The organism is Streptomyces sp. NBC_00310 (assembly GCF_036208085.1).
Classification (GTDB): Bacteria; Actinomycetota; Actinomycetes; order Streptomycetales; family Streptomycetaceae; genus Streptomyces.
In genome coordinates, this window is record NZ_CP130714.1 from 3,358,498 (window position 1) to 3,381,874 (window position 23,377).

The window sequence follows — 23,377 nt, forward strand, 5'->3', positions numbered from 1 at the left end:
GGTCGGATCGGGAAGGGCTCAGTACGTGGTGGGGCGAGGCGATCCGAGGGTGCACAGCGCCTCGTACAGGGGGCGGTAGAGAAGCCTGACCAGCGAGGGATCGGCCGGGTCCGGGAAGGCGCCGGGATCCACGTCCGGTGCGAAGTAGGGGGCCAGTACGTCCCGGAGCCGGACGAGGAGGCCTGGGTCGTTGAGCCAGCGCGGGCGCCGGTTCGGCGACAGCGCAGGGGCATGCGTGGCAGAGAGCCGGGGAGCGAAGGCCGCGTCGACGAACACCACCCGTGCGGGCACGCCACCACGCACCAGGCGCCCGATCACCTGCCAGATGGTGACGAGCTGATCCCATGCGAACGATTCCTTCTCGGCGTCGGAGAGCACCGAGTAGATGTAGGGCCGCGACAACAGGTGCCGCCACACTCCGCGCGCGGTCGTGCGGAAGGCACCTCCCGCGTCGTTCAGTCCGTCGGCCTTTTCCACCAGTTCGCTGAAGGTGCCCTGCGGCAGACCGGGCTGATCTCGCACGAACCGAGCGGCCCAGTCGTTGATGGCGAAGACGGCAAGGGACAGATCGTCGGGGCGAGGATGCGGGCGGACCAGGAAGAACACCGTCCCGAAGGCGGCTACACGCTCCTCCCCAGGACGCTGGGGGACCGTCAGAATGTTGTGCCCGCGCTCGACCGCCAGGAGCGGAGCCACCAGGATTTCGGCGTCCGGGTCGTCCGCGAAGGAGGCGAGGTCACCGCGGCGCACAGCACCGGCGCGGAACGCCGGCCTGCCGGACGGGAACTCACCATCGACGGCGCTTTCGAGCTCGGCATCGTCGGCGGCGAGGACCCGCACCCTGCCGTGCCAGCGCGGAATCTCGTCCAGGAGATCCGCCGTCACCGAGGCTTCCCGGTAGCTCCCCACGAGCAGCAGCGCCCGCCGGCGGCGCTCGTCCGGGACCTGCGCGAGTTCCCTCTGCAGGGGGCCGGCGCTGCCGTCACGTCCCGGACGCGCCAGCTTGTGCACCAGGAGGCGGAGCACATCCTCCCTCTTCTCGGGATCCTGGCCCGACAGACGGATCGGGACTCCTGCGTCGTCGTACAGGAACTCGGTGCGGAACTCGGTGTCCCGAATCGAGTCCAGCTCCTTTTGCTGCGGCTTGAGGACAGCCTGTACGGGCGCGAGTACGTGAGCGCGAGTGGACGTGCCCGCCCAGCTGGTGCCGGACATCAGCAGTACGTGCGGGCCGGGAACGTCTCGGCCGGGATCGGCGCCGAGCTGGGGCAGGGACAGCAGAAGCTCACGGCCCACGCCGGCACACCGGAAAAAGCGCAGCGTACCCGTGCGCTGACCGTCACGCCCCTGAGGGTTGCCCCGCTCGTCCAGCAGGTACTGGAAGCCGAGGACATTGCCCATCGGCGCTTCGGGAAGCAAGGGCGCGTAGTCGAGCGGCGGTCGCCGGGTCAGCTCGTGGCTGGCCGGGTCGAGCCTCAAGGCCGCTTCCACCTGCGGCCACAAGAAGGTGACACGGTCCAGGCGCTGGTGGAGCGCGGCAAGAATGAGTGTGAACTCCAGTCGTTGTGCGTTGAGTTCAAGCCACTCCTCAGTGAACGGGGTGTCCCCTGAAGCGGCCTTCTTGCCCCCTTGTGGCAGAGGCGTCGGGCGCTGCCGCGGCCCTGGCGCTCCGTCGAGGAGGGTGGCCAACAACGCGCGGGCACGCCTGCGCGTCTGCTTTTCGTTGAGGGTGTGCAGGAGGTCTTGGGCGAGGCGGACCAGCGCGTCCGTGGCAGTCCCGTAAGCCCCGCGGTCGCCGAGCGGATCGTCACGGAAAGCATCGAACAGGTCGTTCACCTCTTTGCGGCGAGCCGCCCAGGGCACGGAGGCGCTGGCGTCAGCGTGAGGGGCCCCTGAGCCCAGACCTTCCTCGTCCTCGTAGAGCTCGGCTTCGTTCTCCACATCTGCACCGGCCTCGTCACCCTGACCGGTGTGGAGTTCGCCGTCCGGGCCGGCAGGAAGGGGGCGCAGTGGGTACCAGGCGTGCAGCAGCTTTTCCTGAAGCGTCCATGCGCTGAAGTAGTCGATCTGCACCCAGTCCCTCAGGTCCTTGTTCCCGATGAGCATGGCGTAGAGCCGGTCGGCGGTGGAGCCGACCACGTCCAGGGCCGCGGACCAGCGCTCGACATCCTGGTCGGACAGTTGCAGCCTGCCCTGGCCGGACAGCTCTGCGATCTCGTGCGTCTGGAGCTGGTCGAGCCACGATTCGGGTCCGGTGGTCACCAGGGTGGCGGAGGGCGCGAACATCTGGTCGAGTTGCATCTGGACCCGGTCGGCTTCGTCGACGACCACGATGTCGCTGCGCAGGCAGGCGAGTTCCAGGTAGCGCAGGCGCTCGGCGTTGAGCTGGCGCGGCACCGCAGTCTGGACCAGGCTCGCCGGGTTGGCCACCCAGATGAGCGCGTCCACGAGTTCGCGTGCCGCGGAGTGCCGCGGGCAGGCGGTCCAGAGCGGGCAGGCATGAGGGTTCCGCAGCTCTTCGGTGTCGGACAGCTCAGTGCTCGGGCTGTCGGCCTGCGCGCCACGGGCCCGCTTCAGTTCCCGGGTGACTTGTGCGGCGGCGGGTTCTTCGGCCCTGACCTGTCGGTGCACGGGATGGAGGCCGCCGCAGGGCGCGTCGGCGAAGCGAAGGGGTTCGGCCGCGTCCAGGCCGCGCAGCGCGTCCAGGGGACAGGCCGTACTGAGGTGGGCGAAGGCCTGGCTGGTGTGGGCCAGCAGGGAGTGCGCTCCTCGTGCGGCGAGTCGACGGTGGAGACGCTGGGTGTGCTGCTGCCGAGTCGTACCGCCCTGCACCATCGAGGCACGCAGTCCAAGGCCTCGGAACAGCTCGGTCAGCGTGAGCTGCTCGGCGACGTCGCCGACGACCAGTGTGGTGCGGAGCTGCCTTTTGTGAGCCCAGACGGCCAGCAGCGTCATCAGGGTGGACTTGCCTGCACCCACCATGCCCACCAGATGTGTGAGCTGGTCGAGGGGCAGCGCAAGGGCCTTCTCGAAGGCGGACCCCTCCGCAGTACGCGTGTCGAGCTCGAGCCTGGTCAGCCGCTCCGCCCAGTTGCCGGGCTTGAGTCCACGGCGGCGCTCCTCCTCGTCCATCCACTTGGCGATGTCCGCGAGTTCGGCGAGCGGAACGGTGAGCGGAACGCCCGATGTGCTGACCGCGCTTCCCCCGTCCAATCCGCCCGGTCGGCCCGATGCGTCGGCACCCGGGCGTCCCGCAGCGAGGTCGTGGCCGCGTGCAGGTTCTCGCACCAGCTCGGCCGGCACCGTGACGGAGGCGTGCCGGCGGCGCTCCATGAACCGATGGGTTCCTTCATCGGCCTGCGGGAGTGGGTTCGTCGAGAAGTCCGGGATTTTACCGAGTGCCGAGTCGTACACGGCGAAGCGGTGCGCGGCCACAGGCGGGCTGACGCGCCGGGCAGGGGCGCCGCCCAACGGAACGCGGTAGGCGCGGAGCCGCTCGGGCAGGTCGAGATACGCCTCCAGGCTCTGCTCCCACATACGTCGCCGGCGCAGCGGCCACAGCAGGTGCCGCGCGGCGGTCAGCGCGAGCTGGTCGGCGGGACTGGTGGCGAGGCCGGACGCCTGGGCGAACGGATACCCGCCCAGGAGCACCCACACCCCGTCGGCGGCACGGTCGGCGTCCAGTCTTTCGAGAAGCCGTAGGCCGAGTTCGACCTGGCAGAGCAGCGCGGGCTTCGTGGCCGCATGCTCCTGGGGCCAGGGCCTGAGGTCTTCGGCAAGCTGCCGGTACCAGCTGCTGCGATCACGCATGGTCGGCTCCGTTCCTGGTCGTCGCGAGCGGCGAGATACGGGTTTCCGGCCCGTCTTCGCCGCGCAGCCGCGCTCGCGCGGCCTTCTTCAGCTGGTCGTCCGTCAGCAGTCGAAGGCCGCCGGCGTGTGCGGGGCGCTCGTGCGCGAACCGGTCGAGATAGTCACGGCGTGCCTGCACCCGAAAGCGCGGTACCACCCAGCAGGCCTCGTCATAGGGCGGATCGGGCCGCACCGCCTCGGCGGCCCTGCCGAGGAACCCGGGATGGGCCCAGTCCTTGACGTCGACCGCCCAGACGTGGCCGTCGGGGAAGGTGACCCTGAGGTCGTAGGCGTCGTAGCCGGGCCACATCTCGACAGCGAGCCCCAGGCCACGCAGGTCACGCTCAAGAGCGGCCTCCGCTCTCCCGGGCCCCGTGACGAACTGACGGAGTGGACGTCGTAGTTGGCGGATCTCCCCCACCTCAACGCCTGCCAGCAGCCGGCCGTGCGGTGGCGGGCCCTGGTATCGGCATTGGTCTCCTTCGCACCACCAACCGCCGTCAGCCAGCGGGGTGAGCAGCGTCAGGCACCGGCCGCAGGCCAGGCAGGCGCCGTCCCTGCGATGGCTGACCGGGACGGGTGCGTAGATCTCCTCGATCAGGAAGCGGACCGGATCGAGGTAGAGATCACTGCTGATCTCGGCCCATTCCGCCTCGGTCAGCACGGGGCGCATGACGAGCAGCCGGCGGAACGCGGTGTAGGACTCGGGGGACGACGCGTCGCGACAGGCGCGCATGGCCTCGTGGATCACCAGCCGGTCGTACTGCCGTGCCGTGCTGTCTCCGAGCCCCTTGACGGCCAGTTCGTGACAGAGTTGCGTCGGCTCACCCGAATCCGCGTCGATCAGCCGGTCGGCGGTGGTGAACAGCCCGTCGGGCAACCGGTCCAGTGGCCAGCTGCCCAGGGGGCGTGTGCGAGACCAGCGGATCAGCTCGGGCAGCCCGGACGGCGGCCGTGCCTCCGTCCGCAGACAGGCGAGTACCAACGCGTCCAGAGCCCTCTGGGCCTCGGCGGGGTAGGGCAGCGTGAACGCGTCGAGCCGTCTGACCCCGTCGAGCCGTACGACGGCGGTGGCGATGTCGCGCAGCAGTACGACGTCGGGGTTCGCCAGCCAGTCCGGCACGGGCGAGGGGTCAGACACCGCAACTCCTTTGATCGGTTTCCGGTGCCGGTACGGGCGCACTGGGGGTCGACGGATGGTCGGCCACGTACGCGGTGCCCGGCTTGCACCAGGTCCGGGCCTGGCAGCTGTGACAGTGCCGACCGGTCCTCGGTTCGTACGACGTGTCGTCCAGGAGGGGCTGCGCGAGCTCGGCGATGACCTCACGGGCCTCAGCGACGTTCTCGGGTCGGCTCGGGTCGATCCGCTCCAGGAGGCTGGCTCCCCGTTCTTCTCTCAGAAGCTCGAACTCGACCCAGGAACGCCGTGGATCGACGTCCAGCGCACCTGCCGAGAACAGCAGTACGCCCAGGGCCAGTTGGGGATAGGACCGCAGCAGCGAGCGCCCTTCCCACAACGGGCGGGACGATGTCTTGGTCTCGCGCCAGATCCACCGGCCGCGGTACGAGTACAGCAAGTCGGGGACGGCCAGGACGACGACGTCGAGCTCGGGCACGTACGCGGTCACCCGGTGCTGGACGAGAACCTTCTCGCTCTGCCCGATCCCGTTCAGCGGGCAGAGTGACCGGTGCTCCTCCATCATGCGCACCGCGACGCCCGTGAGCGAGGCGTCCAGGTCGAAGCCCGGAGGCATCGAGGACTCGTCGGGCGTCGGCAGATCGCGGCAGCCCCGGGCCGGGGAAGCCCCGTGCCGCTCGTTGAGCAGGGCGTCCACGGCCCGCCCCCGGCGTGCTCCGTCGTTCTCCTGCGTGAGGTCGTCCAGATGCAGCTGCCGTACGAGGTGGTACTGGGCGGGGCATTCGCCGTGCAGCCGCAGGTCCCAGGCCGAGACCGAACGCCGGCTGCGCCTCGGCGCCGCAGCAGCCGCACCCCACAGGCCAGGGGTGCGGCGAAGCGACGAGCACCGGCTGAGCGCCTTGCACTCGACGCAGCTCGCCCCCGGCCGAGTACCGACCCCGGTCGCGACCTCACGGAAGGCGGGGGCCGCGTCGGCTGCGAATCGCTCACGCACCACGTCCTGGCCCCAGTCGAGCAACGGGGTGACGCCGCCGTCCGCACAGCCGAAGTCGAACACCCGGACGCGGTCCGGAAGTCGGCTGCCAGAGCTGGCGGTTTCCGGCGGTTCGGTACCGCGACGCCGGCGTGGCGTGGGCTCGCCCTGTGCCATGACGTACGCGATGGCCGCCTTCTCCGCGGCGGCCCGGTCGGGCTTCGCCCGGCGGAGTGAGGGGATCCACAGGTCCCGTACGGAACCGTCGGCGGAGGCGTACTGACGGCCCCAGGTCGTGTGCTCGTACTGCCCCGCTCCTCGCGCGTCCAGGACCTCCCGCCTCTCTGTCCGCGCCGTCCAGCTCAGCCGGACCGGCTCGGTCGGAGGGAGCCCGGCCTCCCGTGCCGCCCGCTGCTCCGCGCCGCGGGCCTCGACGTACCGCTCGAACACCTCGACGGTCCACGCCGACAGGGCGGGATGAGGGGGCGCGCCGCGACCGCGAACAGGTCCACGGTTCTGGCGCAGTTCATCGAGCACCCGCTGGAGTGACCAGCCCTCGTGCTCCCACAGGTCGAGCGCGGCGAAGAGAGGTCCGGGTCCGAAGTCCTCGACGGGGGAGGGACGGAACGGCACAGGTGGATCGGCCACCAGCAGCGGCCGCGCAGCCGTACGCAGATGCGTGGGGCAGGCCGTCGGGTCGGGGCGGGCCATCCGGGAGCTCACCTTGATCAGCCAGCCGTGGTCGGCGGTCCCTGGCGGATTCTGCATCGTTCCCCCTGGTGAGGGCGGACATGGGGAGGGATCTACTCGGAAGCGTCGAGCACCGAGTACACATCCAGCATGGCACACATCTGTGAACTGAGTCCATGCACGCATCATCACCTTGCTCATTCACGGTACGCTGTGGGTCGCCAGGCAGTGGAGGCGTACAGAGGGGCGCAGCGATGGACGCGGGTTCACAGGGGATCCGGAAGGGCGAGGCCGTCGGCGGGCGCTACAGGTTGGCCGAGCCGATCGGCAAAGGGGGCATGGCCCAGGTCTGGCGCGCCGTCGATCTGGCGACCGGGCGGGACGTCGCGGTCAAGTTCCTGCGCCCCGACTCCGAGGACCTTCAACAGCTCGACACGCACGAGCGGCTGGCCGAGCTCGACATGCTCCGCGCCCGGTTCCGACGCGAGGGGATCCTTCTGGGCCGCCTGGACCATCCCGGCATCCCCGAGCTCTACGACCAGGGGTCGCACCAGTCCATGCCGTATCTCGTGATGCGTCTCGTGACAGGCGTGACGCTTCACAAGTTCCTCGGCCGGCACGCCCCACTGCCCCTCAGCGTCGCTGTCGCCGTGGCCGTTCAGACAGCGGATGCCCTGGCCTGCGCCCACAGGCTTCCCGTCGTGCACCGGGACCTGAAGCCGCAGAACGTCATGATCTCCGAGCAGGGCATCGTGGCCCTTCTGGACTTCGGCATCGCCAAGCCGCTGGGCATCGGCGTCACGCAGTACACGAGGCACGGTTCGACGCTCGGCAGCCGCGGCTATCAGGCGCCCGAGCAGATCCTGGAGAAGGAGCCCACCACGCGCACGGACATCTACGCCTTCGGCTGCGTGTGCTACGAACTCTTCACCGGCCGACCGCCCTTCACCATGGAAGGGACGAAGGGGCTGATCGAACAACATCTGCACCAGGACGCACTGGCACCGAGTCTGTACTCCGCCGGCATTCCCGAGGCTCTGGACCGACTGGTGCTCGACATGCTGGCCAAGGACCCCGAGGAACGCCCCACCATCGCTGAAGTCCTCGATGTCCTACGCCCGTTGGCGCCGCGCCCGGGTGATCCCGAACCGCGGCCCAGGCTGCATCCCGACCCGACCTCACCCCTCCGGCACCCCCAGGACAGACCGCCCGAACAGCGGCCCCAAACGCCCCCCGCGTCCGCTTCCTGCGCGGACGCGGAGTGGCTGGACGCACGAGCCGTCGAGCGGCTCTGCGACCAGGCTGAGCGCGAGATCCAGGAAGGCGATCCGGACGAAACGGTCCGCCACCTCGCAGAGCTCGCCGACCGAGCGCGCACCGAGTGGGGGTCGCGGCGTCCCCTGGTTCGCCGGATCTGGGAGCTGGCCGCCGAAGGGCTTCGGCTGACCGGTGATTGCGGTGGCGCGGCCCGGCTCTATCAGGGCATCGCCGAGGAGCTCGTCCACGGTGAGGGTCCCCAGGAACGTGCGGATCGCGCGGTGCTCCGGCTCCGCGTCTCGGAGTGCCGCCTCGCGTTCGGCGAGATCGAGGCAGCGATCCAGGCCATCGAGGAGGCCGGGCGCACTGCCGCAGGACTCCCCGCGCTCCTGGCCGCCCGCGTGGAAGAGGTCCGACGCGAGGTGGACCTGGACGTCACCGAGCGGCTCGCGGACCCCGGCGCAGCTCAGGTGTGAGAGCGCCCCGCTCTCACACCTTGCCGGACGACAGGCGTCCTGCGGCCAGCTCGTCGCTGAGGTCACGCACCAGACCGGCGCCGAGGAGGCTCAGCCGTGTGACGAGCTTCTCGAACGCGGCCACCTGCCGGAACGCCTCGCTGTACTGCTGCTGCTCCGCCAGCGGGACCTGCCGCACCTGAAGTTTGCGTACGTCCACCCGCGAGGAACTCGACGCATGGGTACCGGCCTGACGAGCGTTGGCGGGGGCACGCAGGGATCCGGCCAGGAACCAGGCGTCCAGTTGGTCCGGGTGCACACGCAGTGCGTGCAACTGCGGCCCGAGAGCCATCGGCCGGCCTTGGTGCACCCAGGCGGAGAACGCGCGCGCCACACCCGCGACCACGACATCTCCCGATTCGGCCATGACGGCTCCCGCCGCCTCTGCGTCGGCCGCCGACAGCCAGGTCCGGGGCTCGCCGTCCAGGAGCAGGTCGGGGATCGTGAGCAGGCAGACACCGCTGTCGTCGGGCCGCCCCTCGCAGACCGTTCCGTCGGCGGGTTGTTGTCCCGAGCGCAGCGTGAGCGCACCTGCCCGCGCGAGCTCGCCCACGGTCGTGGTGGGCTGCGCCCCAGACTCGTCGTCCGACACGTGCAGGGTGGCCAGACGTCCTCCCGTGCCGCCGAGATCTGCGACGAGACGCCCGAACTCGCTCCAGGAGTCCGTCAGTCGAGGCCCCTCGCCGAGGCCTCCAGGAGTGACGTGGCGACCTGGGGTGAGGTCGACCTCGTCGTCGAGGAGGTCGATAACGGGAACGGCGGCGACGCACTCGGGCAGGATGCGCGGCGCCGAGCCCGCATTCCCGCCCCCCGCCACGCCGCTCCCGCCGGTGGCCCCGACCGCGGTGACCGCGGACCGGACGAAAGCGCCGAGCGCGTCCCAGTCCGGCATGGAGTCCCGGGCGGAGGCTCGCGGGAAGCGCGAGGCTCCGTCGACGAGCAGCAGCTCGCCCGAGCCCTGTGGGGTCTCGTCGGCGGCGGGCATCCGCAGCACCCAGAGCTGCAGGGAGACACTGTGGGGAGGCGCGCTGCCGGCCGGCAGTGCCACGACAGCCCTCAACAGTCCGGTACGAAGCAATGACCCCCGAATACGGCGCCCCGCCCTGCGCGTCGCCGCTGCGGGCGGGAGCAAGACCACAGCCGTACCTCCGGGGCGGAGCCGGGCGAGGCAGTGCTGGACCCAGGCGAGTTCCGGCTCGGTGCGCGGAGGCATTCCATGCGCCCACCGCGCGTCCGTGGCGAGTTCTTCGTAGCCCCAGTCGCGTTCGTTGAAGGGCGGATTGCACAGCACGAGATCCGCTCGTACGGCGGCGAAGGGGTCGGTGCGCAGGGAGTCGCCGACCTCCACTCGCGCGGTCACATCGGTCCCTGTGGGTCGCGGCATCAGCGCCAGACGGGCGTCCGCGAGAGCGGCGAGTACCGGATCGCTGTCGCAACCCGTCAGTGCGGCCGACGAGCCGATCGCGCCGACCGCAGCCAGTAGATGCCCTGTCCCGCAGGCGGGGTCGAGAACAGTGAGGACGCGGCCGTCCGCTCCAGCGGGTCTGGCCCTGACCTGGAGTGCGAGGTCAGCCATGAGCGCCGCAAGCGGTTCAGGGGTCGTGCTGATCTGGCGCACGTTGACATCCAGCCAGCGCCCCAGCAGGAACTCGAAGGTCTCGGCCTGACCTTCGCGCTGCCCGAGCTCCAGCGTCTTCGCGACGAGTTCCCGCGCCCGTTCCGAGAGGCTTGCCAGATCATCAGGTGCCTTGCGCTCTGCCGGCGGCCGACCCATCAACCGCCCGGCGGCGGCGATCGCCAGCCCCGTCTCGTCCCGGCTGCCGAGCGCCTCGAACTGAGGCCACAGCCAGTCGCGGCCCGCGGCGTTCCTGAGCTTGTTGTTGTCGCGCAGCCACGCCTCGATCTCGGTCAGGGAGAACTGTGGGCTCACGTCCGTGCCGCCGATCCGCTGCGGAAAGGACTCGTGCCGTCGGCGCCAGTTGCTCACCGCGGCTCGCCCTACCCCGGCGAGCCGCGCGATTTCGGCCAAGGTCACCGGTACGGCGCGTGACGACGTCATCAGATCTCCCAGGCGATACGGATCGAGAGTGGAATCCCAGCTCTCCAGCTGCACATGAAACAAGCCACACAGTCCCGCCCTGGAAACCACCCTACTACGACCGTTGACTTTGTTCACAGACCCCAATCGCGGAGAAACCGCACATCGTTTGGGCCTACGATCACTTCCGCACGCTCCGGCTGACCACGCCCGGAAGGGAAGATCATGGACCCCGTCCGCGAAGGAACCGTACTCGGAGAGCGTTACCGACTGGAGCATCCGCTGGGCCGAGGAAGCATGGGACGCGTCTGGCACGGCCGCGACCTGCACCTCGGAAGGCCGGTCGCCGTCAAGACAGTGATCACGGACGCGGCCGTACTCGCGGACTCACGGGAACTCGACCGTCTCCAACAGCGTTTCGCTCGCGAGGCACGCGCCGCGGCCACACTCGACAGTTCCAACGTGGCGACCGTCTACGACGCCGACATCACGGGCGACCTGCGCTGGCTCGTGATGCAGCTGGTCGAGGGGGAGACGCTCGGTACCGTCCTGGGCGAGCGGGAACGGCTCGACGTGGCCTCCGCCTCCGCCGTGGTGGCGCAGATCTGCTCGGGCCTTGCCGCAGCGCATGCCGCGGGCCTCATCCACCGGGATCTCAAACCGGAGAACGTGATGATCCGCCGCGACGGCGTGGTGAAGATCCTCGACTTCGGGCTGGTGAAGCTGGCCGCGGACGACGGCCCCGCGCTGACCACGACGGGCCAGCGCCTCGGCAACCTCCTCTACGCCTCCCCCGAGCTGCTCTCCGGGTCTCCCACTCCGGACGCCCGCAGCGATCTCTACAGCGTCGGGTGCCTGCTGCACCACCTCCTGGCCGGCATCCCGCCGTTCCCCTCGGAGAACCCCATGGCCCTCCTGAATTGCCATCTGCACGGGCGTCCACCCACCTTCGCCGAGCAGGGGGTGGACGTACCAGAAGGACTTCAGGCACTGGTGTCGTCGCTGCTGGCCAAGGACCGCGAGGACCGCCCGGCCCGCGCGGCGGACGTCTACAGCGCGCTCGGCCCTTGGCTGCCCACCCCGTCCCCCGCCGCAGACCTGCGCCGATTCGCCCCGGAGGACCCTCGGCGCCCGTTCATACTGCCCCAGGGCCCGTACCCCGTGTGATCGATCCGTCACGGCACGGGTGAGAATGGGTGAACAGGAAACTGGTCGGGCGCGTCGGGACGTCCATGGGGACCCGGGGGTTGGGTGTGACAGGCACGTTCGAACAGCGCTACGAACTACAGCACCGTCTGGGCCGGGGCGGGATGGGCGAGGTCTGGGCCGCGAGGGACCTCCAGCTCAACCGGGTGGTGGCGGTCAAGTTCCTCAGCTCCCGCAGCGAGGGCGCGGATCTGCGGCGTCTGGAGCGGCGCTTCGAGCGGGAGGCGCTGCTCACCGCCCGGATCGGCCATCCCAGCGTGCCGACGGTCCACGAAACCGGTCGCCGCGAGGACGACAGCCTGTACATCGTCATGGAGCTGGTGAAAGGCAGAACCCTGTCCGCGATGCTCAGAGAGCGCGGACCGTTCCCGATCCGGCTTGCCTCGGCGGTCGCCACCCAGACCGCGGACGTGCTGGCGCACGCCCACCGCATCCATGTGATCCACCGTGACCTGAAGCCGTCGAATCTCATGCTCACCGACAACGGGACGGTGAAGGTGCTGGACTTCGGCGTCGCCGCCGCACTGAAGCCCGACGGCAATCAGTCCCGCCTCACCAAGGCGAACGAGATGCCGGGCACGCCAGGATTCATCTCACCGGAGCAGGGCGAAGGCGGCGACGTCACGGCGCAGAGCGACCTGTACGCGCTCGGCTGCGTGCTGTACGAGATCACGGCGGGGAGGCCGCCGTTCGAGATCGCACGCACCGCTTCGCCTCTCTTCCTCATCTACCAGCACGTCCACGAGAAGCCGCCCCCGGTGACCGGCCACCGCAGCGGCCTGCCGCCCGCGTTCGCCGACCTCATCATGCGGCTACTGGCCAAGGACCCCACGGAGCGCCCCTCGGCTCAGGAGGTCCAGCACGTCGCCCAGACCTGCCTCCAGCCCCCGTCGACCGTCCCCGGCCCGCGTTCGTCCCGGCCCGGCCCGCGGCCCGGCCCCGGCGATGCGACCCAACAGCCGCCCTCCTCGCTCACCGAGGAGATCCGCGGGCTGACGGATCGGGGCGAGCACGCGAGCGCCGCGGCACTCCTCGAGAGCCACCTGCGCGATACGCGCCGCCCCCTCGACGACGCCGAGCTGATCCCGTTACGTCTCACACTCTGCGAGCTGTGGGTCGCCTCGGAGGACTTCACACGCGCCTACGACGGCTACTTCGCCCTCGGAGGTGCTCTGCGCAGGCATCGCCCGAAGACGGACCGTGACGTCCTCATGTGCCGCGCCGGTGTCGCCCGTTGCCTGGCCGAGCTCGGCCAGACGCCGGAAGCGCTGCACGAGTTCGAGGCGCTGCTCCCGGTTCAGCAGCACGTGTTCGGGGCCGTGGACCGTACGGTCTTCGACACCAGGTACGAGATCGCCGCGCTGACCGCGCGCGGGGGCCGTGTCGAGGCAGCCCACGATCAGCTCGGCGGCCTGGTGGCCGACCAGAAGCGCATCCTGCCTGTCGGAGACGAGCGGCACGCGCGAGCCGAGGCTCTCCTGGTGCGCCTCGATCGCCTGCTTGAGTCCACTTAGCAAGCACCACAGTGTGAACTATGTTCACAACATAACTTCTTTGCTAGTGTCCCTGCACGGCAGGATCCCACCGCATGTCCCGTATTGCGTAGGGTCAATGCCGTATGCCAAGTGCATACGAGCCACGAAGGAAGGCCACAGCATGACGACGCAGGCGGCTCGGCAGGACCGCGGACGGGGCGCGGACGCGTCCGACCGGATCCCCGAGGAGGGGGAGCTGGTCGAGGTACGCGGCCAGAGCTGGGTGGTCGCCCGCGTCGAGCCCGCTCCGGCCGCCAGTGGGCGTTCCGCGACCCTCGTCCACCTGCAGTCGGTCGCCGACGGCCGGTTCGGGGACACCCTTTCCGTCATATGGGAGGTCGAGCCGGGGCGCAGGGTCCTGGACCGCGGTTCCCTGCCGGACGCCGCAAACGGCCGCTTCGACCCACCCTCGCGCCTCGCCGCCTTCCTCGACGCCGTCCGCTGGTCGGCGGTGGCCTCCGCCGATGTCAGGACCCTCCAGGCGCCCTTCCGCTCCGGCGTCGCCGTCGAGCCGTACCAGCTCGAACCGGTCTCCCGTGCCGTCGGCGCCCCCCGCGTCAATCTGCTCCTCGCCGACGACGTCGGCCTCGGCAAGACGATCGAAGCCGGCCTGGTCGTCCAGGAACTGCTGCTGCGCGGCCGCGCCCACCGGATCATGATCGTCTGCCCGGCGGGCCTGACCCTCAAGTGGCGCGACGAGATGCACGAGAAGTTCGGTCTGGACTTCACCATCGTCGACTCCGAGCACTGCGCCCGGCTGCGCCGCACGCACGGCACGGCGGCCAACCCGTTCCGCGTGCACCCCCTCGCCATCGTCTCCCTGCCCTGGCTGCGCGGTACCAAGGCCCAGCGTCTTCTGGACGAGGTGGTCCCGGCCCGGGAGGAGACCGGAGACGACGGTGCCCGCCGGCGCCGTTTCTTCGATCTCCTCGTCCTCGACGAGGCCCACCACGTCGCACCCGCCGCGCCCAAGCAGGTGTACGCCGTCGACTCGCAGCAGACCAAGCTGATCCGGCGCCTGGTGCCGCACTTCGAGCACCGCCTCTTCCTCTCCGCGACCCCGCACAACGGCTACCCCGAGTCGTACACCGCCCTGCTGGAACTCATCGACAACCAGAAGTTCGCCCGCGGTGTCGAGCCGGACAAGCAGTCCCGCGACGAGACGGTCGTACGGCGGCTGAAGGCCAACGTCACCAACCCGGACGGCACGCCCCGCTTCCGCACCCGCAAGACACGCGAACTTCCCGTCGAGTACACGGAGTTGGAGCGCGAGGTGCACGGCCTGCTGGGCAGCTTCGCCGACCTGCGCAAGCGGCGGATGGCGCCGAAGGCACGCGGCGGCCGCCGCGCGGCCGACCTCGTCACCCTGCTGCTGAAGAAGCGGCTCTTCTCCTCCCCCGCCGCCTTCCTGCACACCGTCAAGGTCTACCTCTCCCACCTGGACGACACGCAGGGCCGTTCGCGCTCCGCCGCCGCCGAAGTCCCGGACTGGCTGGACGACTTCGCCGACCTCGCCGCCGAACTCGACGACCTGGGCCTCGCCGACGCGGAGGACGACGCCCTCACCCGCTCCACTAGCCTGACCCCGCAGGAGGACGGCGAGGAGCTGAAGCTGCTGCGCCAGATGGAGCGTTGGGCTCTCACGCACGAGGCCGCGGCCGACTCCAAGGCCGACGCGCTGATCAACGCGGTCAAGGCCATCTGCCGCCCCGACCAGCACTGGACGAACGAACGCGTCGTGGTCTTCACCGAGTACCGCGACACCCAGAAGTGGCTGTTCAACCTGCTCCAGCAGCATGAACTCACGGACGGCGAGCGTGTCGCCGTGCTGCACGGCGGTCTCAACGCCGAGCAGCGCGAGCAGATCCGCCTCGGCTTCCAGGCGCACCCCGCCACCGACGAGGGCAAGGTCCGCATCCTCCTGGCGACCGACGCGGCCAGCGAGGGCATCGACCTCCAGAACCACTGCCACCGCCTGTTCAACTACGACATCCCCTTCAACCCCAACAAGCTGGAGCAGCGCATCGGCCGTGTCGACCGCTGGGGCCAGAAGCACGACCCGGAGATCAGCCACTTCATCGGCGCCGGCTGGGAGAAGGCCAAGGCCGGCTCCTACGAGGCCGACCTGGAGTTCCTGTCCCGCGTCGCCCGCAAGGTCGCGCGGATGGAGGAGGACCTCGGCTCGGTCAACGCCGTCATCGCCGACGCCGTACAACGCCGCATGACGGGCGACCACACGCCGGTCGACATCGAGAACGCCAAGGCCAAGCAGATCGCGGGGCGGAAGAACACCGGCGGCACCATCACCGCCGAGCAGAACGTCACCGCGCAGGCCAAGCGTCTCGCCGACCAGTACCAGGAGACGGTCGACACCCTCGGCCTGAACCCGACCACGATCAAGCGCGTGGTGGACACGGCCCTCGAACTGGACCACCAACAGCCCCTCGCCCCGCACTACAGCGAGTTCTTCGAGGGCGGTCTGTACGAGGTCCCGCCCCTGTCCGGCACCTGGGAACGCGCCACCCGAGGCCTGGCCCACAAATTGCGCCCCACCGAGCAGCGCCCCGTCACCTTCGACCCGCAGCTCGCCGCGCAGGGCCGGGACGACATCGTCCTCGCCCACCTGAAGCACCCGCTCGTCGCCCTCTCCACCCGGCTGCTCACGGCCGCCGTATGGAACGCGGACAGCGTCGGCCTGCACCGCGTCGCGGCGGTCGTCAGCGACGACCCGAGCATCCAGACCACCCTCGTCTCGGCGTACGCCCGCTACGTCCTCGTGGGCGCGGACGGCACCCGCCTGCACGAGGAGATCCTCTACGCGGGCGGCTGGTTCGGCGACACGGGCCGTTTCCGCCGCTGGGACTCCGTACGCACCCAGGGTGATGCCCTCGCTCGCGCCCTCACCGACGGCACCGAGGCAGCTCCGGGCCTGCGTCAGGAACTCACCGACGCCTGGCCCAAGCTCAAAGACCCTCTTTACGAGTCGCTCGCCGCCCGCGCCCGCGAACGTCGGGCCTCGCTGGAAAGCGCGCTCGCCGCTCGGCGCACGCAGGAAGAGGACCGCATCAAGGCCACCCTCGACCGCTTCGAGGCCACCCTGCGCGCCAAGCTCAAGGAAGAGGGCGACGACGCCAACGAGCAGATCGCGCTCTTCGGCACCCGAGAGGTGACGACCGCCGAGCAGCGCCAGTACCGCGAGGACCGCGAGCGCTGGCAGGACCGCATCAAGAGTCTCGGAGCCGAGCGCGAACGCGAGCTGGCCACGATCGCCGCCCGCTATCGCGAGCCGCGCTCTCACCTCTTCCCCGTCGCCGTCGTCTTCGTGATCCCCGCAAAGGAAGCCCGCCGATGAGCCCCCGCCCCGCCGTCTCCCGAGGACTCGCCGCCGCCAAGGCCAAGGCGCTCGACGGCCGCGCCCAGCACCAGGAGTGGCTCGACCTCACCGAGGTCTCCGGCCCCTTCCTCACCATGCCGGTCCTGCTCCAGGCGTGGCAGCAGCTCGACGCCGTCGAGAAGGAGCAGCGGGCCCGCCTCCGCGCCCACCACGCCGACTGGCAGACCGACACCAGGGCCGGCCGCGACGAGTGGGTGGCGTACGTCCTGCGTTCCCTCCTCGAATGGGGCGACGCGCTGACCCTGCGCCAGGGCGAGGCCGAGGACGTCCCTGACCTGGCCCTGGACCGCTTCAGCCTGGAGGTGCCCGAGCACGGTGTCCGTCTGCGGGCCGACTTCGCGTTGTCCGAGCCGGGTACGGACCTGGCTGCCGAGCCGGACGTTGAGTCGGCGGCGAAGCGTGTCCGCGTGCTCGGCATGACCTTGCCCAGCGGCACCTCCCCCACGGCCCGCCCGAACTGGGGCGACGACTGGTCGGCCCCTCCGGCCGACCGCCTGGCCCGCCTGCTCCGCCACCACGATGTCCCGTTGGGCCTCCTGACGGACGGCCGCTGGTGGTGCCTGGTGTGGGCGCCGGTCGGCGGCGTCACGACCACGGCCGTCTTCGACGCCATCGGCTGGAACGAGGCGGCGGAGCGGAACGTCGTCCGTGCCTTCGTCTCGCTGCTGCGCCGACGTCGCTTCTTCGAGTACGAGGAGCCGGAGACCCTCGTCGGCCTGCTGAAGAAGAGCCTGGACGCGGGCGACGAGGTCACCGACGCGCTCGGCGTCCAGGTCCGCCAGGCGGTGGAACTGCTGGTGGACGCGATCGGGCGGGCGGACGCGCGGTCCATGGAGCAGGGCGCACCCGGCCTGCGCGCGACGGGAGTCGAGGCGAGCGAGGTCTATCGGGGCGCGGTCGCGGTGATGATGCGCGTCGTCTTCCTCCTCTTCGCCGAGGAGCGAGGCCTGCTCCCCTCGGACAACGAGGTGTACGCGAAGTCGTACTCGGCCCGCTTCCTGCGCGCGGAGCTGAAGTCCCGGGCGGACGCGGAGGGCGAGGCCTCCCTGGAACACACGACGGCGGCATGGCACCGCCTGATCGCGTTGTTCCACGCAGTGCACGGCGGTGTCCAGCACCCGGATCTGGAGCTGCCGGCCTACGACGGCTCGATCTTCGATCCGGACAAGTACCCGTGGCTGGAGACGACTTCACCGCTGCTGCCCATCGACGACCGCACGGTCCTGCACATGCTCCAGGCCGTGCAGGAAGTCCACGTCGGCTCAGGCAAGCAGCGCGAGACGCGGACGCTGAGCTTCCGCGCGCTCGACGTCGAGCAGATCGGTTACGTGTACGAAGGTCTGCTGTCGTACGACGGTGAGCGCGCCGTCGAGACGATGGTCGGCCTCATCGGCCCGGCCGGCATGGAGCACGAGGTGCCGTTGGCCGAGCTGGAATCGCTTGCGGCTTCGGTGCGGGACGTCAAATCGCTGGCAAAGAAGATCCACGACACGTGGAAGGAACCGAAGCCACCGGCGAGCGTGGCGAGGCTGGAGAAGCTGCTGCTTCCGGCGAAGGGGGAGGCCGAGGCGGAGGCACGGCGGCGGCTGCAGGCTGCGTGCCGGGACGCGACACTGACGGAACGGCTCCTTCCGTTCTTCGGGCTCCTGCGGCCGGACCTGCGGGGCCTGCCGGTGGTGATTCCGGCGGGCTCGTTGTTCGTGACGGAGTCGTCGCTGCGGAAGAACACCGGCACGCACTACACGCCTCGAACTCTGGCGGAGGAGGTCGTACGGCACGCGCTGGAGCCGCTGGTGTACGAGCCGGGGCCGCTCCAGACGGCGGACGAGAAGGCGTGGGTGCCCAAGACTGCCGACCAGATCCTTGAGCTGAAAGTCGCGGACATCGCGATGGGGTCGGCGGCGTTCCTGGTGGCCGCTTGCCGTTACTTGGGCGACCGGCTGATCGAGGCGTGGGCGCGGGAGGAACGGGCGGAGGCGGTCGCATACCGGGCAGGGCGCGCTGTCGACGCGGTGACGGCTGCGGACGCGGAGTCCGACCCGCTGGTCATCGAGGCTCGGCGCCAGATCATCGAGCACTGCCTGTATGGGGTGGACATCAACCCTATGGCCGTGGAGATGGCGAAGCTGTCGCTGTGGCTGGTGTCGATGGATCCGGAGAGGCCGTTCACGTTTTTGGATGACCGGTTGGTGGCGGGGGATTCGCTGCTGGGTGTGACGTCGCTGGAGCAGTTGAAGGCGGTGCACCTGGATGTGGAGAAGGGTGACCTGCTGGGTGCGGCGGCGGAGGCTGACCGGCTGGTGGGCGAGGTCGTCGCTACGCGTCATGCCATCACCGAGATAGAGGGAGATGGGACGGAGGCCCTGGCGGAGAAGCGGGAGCTGCTGCGGGAAGTGCGGGAGAAGACAGCCAAGCTGCGGCTCGTGGGGGACCTGGTCGCGGGGGCTGCGCTGGCTACTTGTGCTTCGGGGCGGGTGGCTTGGTATGAGGCGGATGGGGGCGAGCGGCTTCGGGATCTGTTTCCGGTGGCGGCTCGGGTGGCTCGGGATGTGGTGGCCGTGCCAGAGGCTGAGGTTGAGGGCTCAGGGGTGGTAGCTGAGGCTCGGGCACAGGCTTGGGAGTGGCTGGCCAGTGAACTTCCGGAAGGGGGAATGCGGAGAGTACCTTTCCATTGGCCGTTGGAGTTCCCCGAGGTATTTGCTGAGCGGGGGGGATTTGATGCGGTGGTCGGGAATCCTCCGTTCTTGGGCGGCCAGAAGTTGACGGGGGCCATGGGGGAGGCTTATCGGGAGTACATGGTCGACTTCCTTGCGGGTAGCAAGCGGGGAAGCGCAGATCTGGTAGCATACTTCATTCTGCGCGGCCACCGAACCCTGAACAGCGGAGGACAGACCGGCTTTATCGCCACTAACACTTTGGCTCAAGGGGACACCCGCGAGGTCGGGTTGGACCAACTTGAAAGTGCTGGCGTCAGCATTCGCAGAGCAATCAAGAGCGAACCCTGGCCGTCAACATCGGCAGTTCTAGAATATTGCACAGTATGGACGAGCAAGGCCCCCTTGGCGGAAAATTCAGCACGCATACTGCATGACATTGTCACACCCAATGGAATCTCAACCTCGCTCAATCCGGCTACCCGAGAGGCATCTTGGTCGGCAAAGCTGGAGAGCAACAGCGGAGTCGCTTTTATCGGCTCTTACGTCCTGGGGCTCGGATTCACCCTCTCTGAATCTGATGCGCACGCATGGATTTCAGAGGATGAGCAGTACAGAGAGGTTCTGTTTCCGTACCTAAACGGCAAGACCCTCAACACGGACCCCGAGCACAAGACAGAGCGCTGGGTGATCAATTTCCATGACTGGCCAGAGCGAGCAGCCAAGGAGTATCCGAAAGCGTACGAACAGGTACTGCGGAGCGTAAAACCGGAGCGCGCTACCAACCCACGCAAGGTCTACCGGGATTACTGGTGGCACTATGCGGAAAAGCGGCCCGCCATGGTAAAGGCAACCAAACCTTTGAAGCATTGCATCGTAATGGCGCAAGTCAGTAAGGTTGTCATGCCGGTTCTGGTTCCGACGGGGCAGGTCTTCGACCAGAAGTTGATCGTCTTCGCCTCCTCCGACTACGCCCTCATGGCTGTACTCAGCAGCGCGCCGCATTACTGGTGGGCAATCGATCGAAGCGCCACTATGAAATCCGACCTTAGTTACAGCCCATCGGACGTATTCGACACTTTCGTGCGCCCGCCGTTGAACGAGTCGCTTCGCTTCGCGGGAGATCGCCTAAGCTCGTTCCGTCGCGAGCTAATGTTGCGCCGAAATATCGGCATGACTGCCACATACAACCTATTTCACGATCCCTCTTGCCGAGATTCCGACATCACCGAACTGCGCCGCCTCCACGAGGAAATCGACAGAAGTACCGTCGAAGCATACGGCTGGCAAGATCTCCTAGACAGTACCGGGGCGACGCCGCCCCGCGATCCCACGCACGAAGCCTTCCCGCTCGACCACGGCTTCCACGAGACCAACCAAGGCACCCGCTACACCGTCGGTCTCCTTGCCCGCACTGAGATCATCGACCGGCTCCGCCAGCTCAACCACCGGGCTTACGCGGACGAGGTATTCCTCGGACTGCACAAGAAGCCGCAGAAGCACCCCGACATGCCCTCGCCATCGGCTGAGGCATACCGCAAGAAGGTTGAACAGGGCAGGAAGTCCGTAGCAGTCGACTTCGAGGACGACGGGCTCTTCCGACCCGAGGGAACCATCTTCTGAGCGAGCCCGTCGCCCAAACCGGCAGACGCCAACTGCCGCTCTCCGTGCCTGGATCCGCTCACAGTCACGGAGAGCGGCATCACCCGCAGCCAAGGCGCACCCCGCCACCGTTCACCCACCGCGAGGCTCAATGTCCCCGTCAGGCATCGCCTTCGACCACCGCCTAGTACAGACCGCCGTTGTCGGCTATGCGAAGTCCGACCACCCGGTGATCCTCCCCATGGACGCCACCGAGCTGGACCGCTGGCGCAAAGCCCATCCCACCTACACCTACTGGTGCGGAACCCAACTGGGCGGCTGCGGTGGCGAGCTGAGCGACAAGCGCTACACGCACAAGGTCTGTCACTTCGCTCATCACCCAAACGCGCCCATCTGCCACCGCACGGCAAACGGCGAGTCCAGCGCCGACCACCTCTTCATCAAGCGCGGGGTGCAACGCCTGCTCAGCAAGCAGAAGTTGAGCGGCAAGGTACAGACCCAGAACCTCGGCACCGGCCCCGGCGACGCCGTCGACGTCCACCTGCCAAGCGCCCGCCGCCGACTCCGTTTCCAGCTCAGCGGCCTCGACTACCCCGCCTGGCGCCGCGCTGTCGATGACCTGACCGAAGGCGCCGAAGACCTCGACTGGATCTTCGGCCCAGACACCCCCGTCACTCGCGAACTCGCAGGCCGGCACGGCTTCTGCCTCCGCGTCCGCTGCGAGACCGTCGGCGGTGAACGACGCGTTCACATCGGCGCCGAAACCCCGGATCGCACAGGCGCGGTCCAGTGGACTCCCCTCGAAGACTGTGTGCTGACACCAACGGGCCTGACCACTCCGGATGTCGAGGCCATCCGCATAACCCGCCCTCGCCCGAAAGCGCACTCCTTCCCCATCCAGGGCAGCCTCGTCTTCACACCCGTTCTCGGAGCCAACGCCCCCACGCACTGCCCCTTCGCCACCGAAGAGCGTCATCTCCTCGTCGCGGACGTGAAGCCGTTGGACAGCCCCATCGTCCGCGCCCTGCTCTCCCTCCCCGGCGACACTGACGCGCCGCCGGCCGAGCACGTCTATCGTGTGCCCGACTCCGCCCGGATGCTCGTCTTGGAGGACGGCCACGGCTGGGCCATCGAGGCCAACCGCTACATGCGCCTCAATGCCCACGACGCCCAGCAAACGGGCCTCTGGAGTCCTCCCCCGGGAACGCACACCGAGCCCGGGCCATCACACGACCCCATCTCCCGAAGCACCAAGGTTGCCGAGCCGCAGGCACTCGCCAAGCCGAAGGCCGCCCCCCTGGCCACAACCACCACGGCCGAACCACCCGCCAAGCCCCGGCCACACACGCACGCCGACCTCGTCACCGAGCTCCGCGACACGTTGGCCGACTTGGCACGGATGCGCTCAACGACGACGTGGGCGGCCCTCGCCCGCACGATCGGCTGGGGGCTCTCGAACCTCTCCGACATCGAGCGCCGTGATCTCCTCGTGGAAGTGGACTCTCCGCTGTCCGAGTACGTCCCTGTCCGCTCGGCGTTGATCCGTCACGACGGCGGCCCGCTGCCCTACCTAGGGGACATCCTCCACCGGCTCGGCGTCCCGTTCGCCAAGGACTCGCCTCAACTCAAGCGGTGGGCCGCCGTCGAGACGGAGCGCGCCTTCGCCGCGTACGGCCAACCAGCCAGGGCGATGGCGCCCCGACTGGACCTCACGCCACACTCGCTCCCGCAAGGCCAGGTCGCCAAGGCCCTCCGGGCCTGGAAGACGCCACCGGTGACCGCCCCGGCCCGTCGGACCGCACCGACTGCGACCAGCAAGCGCCAAGATGCACAGCTGAGTGAACTCGTAGCCGAACTTGGCGCCTTGCGTCCGAAGCTCAGCAAGTCAGCCCGTAAAAGAGCCAACAAGGCAATCATGGATGCGCGTGTGCGGCTCGGTGAACTCCCCGTCCAGCGAGTCCCCAGGAGGGTCAAAGCCGCAGCTCAGAGCCGCGCGCACCACATCCAGGTCCTGGAAAACGCGCTCAAGGCCGCCCGTAAGAGCATCGCAGAAGCGAATTCCCTCTCTCGTTATCAAGATGAGCAGCGGAAAGCGACAGGTCCGACGGCTGAAACGCCCACACCGGCGGAGGAAGCGCCGACGCCCGAGCCCAAGCAACTCAGCAGAGCGGAGCTGCGGATCAGGCGTGGGCTCATCGACACAGCAAGCCGCAGGGAAACCATCAACCTGCTCGACCTGCCAGGTGCCCGTACCATCCGGGACGAATCCTTGCTTCGCATGCTGACCAACGTAGACCGCGACCTCGCCCCAGACGTACCCCTCCTCTCCGCCCTCGCAACGGGACCAGGCGGCGGGCCTGTCCCGTTCTTCCGCGGAATCCTCAAGAAGGTCGGCCTCGCCGTCCCTCAGGCCGACGAAGCACTCATGGTCATCTGGCGGAGAGAACAGGAACGGGCGCACGCGAAGTACGCCTCCCCGGCACAGCCCCTGCCGCCGCGCCTCGTACCGCCGGCCTGAGTCTCAGG

Annotated in this window: 10 protein-coding genes; 6 read left to right on the plus strand and 4 right to left on the minus strand. The window is 69.0% G+C overall.

Features of this window, described 5'->3' with window-relative positions; genetic code table 11:
• Positions 1–18 precede the first annotated feature (18 nt).
• Genes OG202_RS14795 through OG202_RS14805 form a run of 3 tightly spaced genes read right to left on the minus strand, consistent with a single transcriptional unit; the run spans position 19 to position 6,728 of the window.
• Positions 19–3,810, minus strand: coding sequence for a hypothetical protein (locus tag OG202_RS14795; RefSeq protein WP_327730028.1), 3,792 nt, complete (start codon positions 3,808–3,810; stop codon positions 19–21).
• Positions 3,803–4,990, minus strand: a complete 1,188-nt coding sequence (locus OG202_RS14800; RefSeq protein ID WP_327730027.1) for a restriction endonuclease-related protein — start codon at positions 4,988–4,990, stop codon at positions 3,803–3,805. The genes OG202_RS14795 and OG202_RS14800 overlap by 8 nt, the downstream gene beginning before the upstream one ends.
• A complete protein-coding gene (locus OG202_RS14805) occupies positions 4,983–6,728 on the minus strand; it encodes a PD-(D/E)XK nuclease family protein (protein WP_327730026.1) in 1,746 nt (581 codons plus the stop codon). The genes OG202_RS14800 and OG202_RS14805 overlap by 8 nt, the downstream gene beginning before the upstream one ends.
• Positions 6,729–6,904: 176 nt before the next feature.
• Between OG202_RS14805 and OG202_RS14810 the strand changes: the two genes are divergently transcribed.
• Complete coding sequence (locus OG202_RS14810; protein WP_327730025.1) at positions 6,905–8,383, plus strand: serine/threonine-protein kinase; 1,479 nt, start codon at positions 6,905–6,907, stop codon at positions 8,381–8,383.
• A 13-nt stretch (positions 8,384–8,396) separates the two neighbouring features.
• Here the strand turns inward: OG202_RS14810 and OG202_RS14815 are convergent, their stop codons facing one another.
• Positions 8,397–10,481 (minus strand): N-6 DNA methylase, encoded by a 2,085-nt coding sequence (locus OG202_RS14815; RefSeq protein ID WP_327730024.1) that lies wholly within the window; start codon positions 10,479–10,481, stop codon positions 8,397–8,399.
• 204 nt (positions 10,482–10,685) lie between these two features.
• On the opposite strand from OG202_RS14815, the gene OG202_RS14820 reads away from it, so the two are divergent.
• The 5 genes from OG202_RS14820 (at position 10,686) to OG202_RS14840 (ending at position 23,369) form a co-directional block, all read left to right on the plus strand.
• A complete protein-coding gene (locus OG202_RS14820; protein WP_328222860.1) occupies positions 10,686–11,627 on the plus strand; it encodes a serine/threonine-protein kinase in 942 nt (313 codons plus the stop codon).
• 86 nt (positions 11,628–11,713) lie between these two features.
• Complete coding sequence (locus OG202_RS14825) at positions 11,714–13,180, plus strand: serine/threonine-protein kinase (RefSeq protein WP_328222861.1); 1,467 nt, start codon at positions 11,714–11,716, stop codon at positions 13,178–13,180.
• A 142-nt stretch (positions 13,181–13,322) separates the two neighbouring features.
• Positions 13,323–16,553, plus strand: coding sequence for a DISARM system SNF2-like helicase DrmD (drmD, locus tag OG202_RS14830; RefSeq protein WP_328222862.1), 3,231 nt, complete (start codon positions 13,323–13,325; stop codon positions 16,551–16,553).
• Positions 16,550–20,872, plus strand: coding sequence for an Eco57I restriction-modification methylase domain-containing protein (locus tag OG202_RS14835; protein WP_328222863.1), 4,323 nt, complete (start codon positions 16,550–16,552; stop codon positions 20,870–20,872). Before drmD ends, OG202_RS14835 begins: the two co-directional genes overlap by 4 nt.
• Positions 20,873–21,092: 220 nt before the next feature.
• Positions 21,093–23,369 carry a hypothetical protein gene (locus OG202_RS14840; RefSeq protein ID WP_328222864.1) on the plus strand — a complete coding sequence of 759 codons (2,277 nt, stop codon included), beginning with the start codon at positions 21,093–21,095 and terminating at the stop codon, positions 23,367–23,369.
• Positions 23,370–23,377 lie beyond the last annotated feature (8 nt).